The organism is Enterorhabdus sp. P55 (genome assembly GCF_009911695.1).
GTDB lineage: Bacteria > Actinomycetota > Coriobacteriia > Coriobacteriales > Eggerthellaceae > Enterorhabdus.
The window spans coordinates 1-1141 of record NZ_QWKK01000241.1 but is presented as its reverse complement, the minus strand read 5'-3'; the positions used below and the strand labels follow the sequence as shown (position 1 = coordinate 1141).

1 protein-coding gene is annotated in these 1141 nt (G+C 71.5%); it reads right to left on the bottom strand.

Going from position 1 to position 1141, the window contains the following annotated elements:
- Positions 1-391: 391 nt before the first annotated feature.
- Entirely contained in the window at positions 392-991 is a 600-nt protein-coding gene (locus D1643_RS11065; protein WP_160710651.1) for a uracil-DNA glycosylase family protein, read from the bottom strand.
- Between the last annotated feature and the right edge of the window lie 150 nt (positions 992-1141).

Genomic DNA, 1141 nt, shown 5'->3' with positions numbered 1-1141 from the left:
GGATCGGGCACAGGGGCCGGGACGCGAGACGCGAGGAGCCAGGATGCAGGGGCGGGGCGCGGGGGGACGGGGCGCGCAGGGGCCGAAAAGCGCGGGGCGCGCAGGGGGCCGGGACGCGAGACGCGAGGGGGCGCAAGGGGCTGAAAACGCACGGGGGGCGCGGGGCCGCGGGGGGCGGAGATGGCGCCGCTGCCGCGCTTCCTACTCGCGATGGCACAGATTTGCGATCTAGCAGGGCGCGACGCCGCCCTGGCGGCTAGCTCCGATCGTGAGAGTCTTCACTCAGACGCGTTCTCCCAAGTCATGGCTTCCCGTCCTTCGCGATTCCGCTTTCACGCGCGCGAGCGACCCTGCCAAATCGCAAATCTTCGCCCTTTAGTGGCAGCGGACGCTACGGCGCGGGATTCGGCGCGGGCGCGGGCGCCGGCGGACGGGTGCCCAAAAGCTCGCCTAAGGTAGCGAAGTCGTTCTCGAGCGCCTCGCGCTTCTTGCCATCGTAGAGCGCGGCGGCCGGGTGGAAGATGGGAAACACCTTGAAGCGTCCCGCCTGCTGCAGCGTACCGTGCAGGCGCGTGATGCCCACCTCGGTCTTGAGGATGAACTTGGTGGAGAAATTGCCCAGCGTGACGATGAACTCCGGGTCGATGGTACGCGTCTGCTCGCGGAGGAACGGGGTGCACAGCTCGATCTCCTCCGGACGCGGGTCGCGGTTGCCGGGCGGACGGCACTTGAGCACGTTGGCGATGAACACGTCGCCGCGCGTGAGGCCGGCGATGCCCAGCAGCTCGTCGAGGTACTTGCCGGCCGCGCCTACGAACGGCTCGCCCTTGAGGTCCTCGTTCTTGCCCGGCGCCTCGCCCACGATGAGCACGCGCGCGGCAGGGTCGCCCACGCCGAAGACCGTCTGGGTGCGCCCGTCGGCAAGCGGGCAGCGGTGGCACGCGGCCACCTGGGCACGCAGCTCGTCAAGGGGGATGTGGGGCTTGGGCATGGGGCCCTCCTTTCGCAAGCGGCGCACGGCCGCAGACAGCTTTATCGCGAGGCGACGCATGACGGCCGCACGGGCCGACCGGCGCGACGCCCGGCGCAGCGCGGCGCGCCCCGGCACCCGACGCCGCAAGCGCCCGCCCTCGGCGCCCCG

What these genes read in the sequence shown, in the direction of transcription:
- D1643_RS11065 (WP_160710651.1), bottom strand. Translation starts at nt 991, where the DNA reads ATGCCCAAGCCCCACATCCCCCTTGACGAGCTGCGTGCCCAGGTGGCC.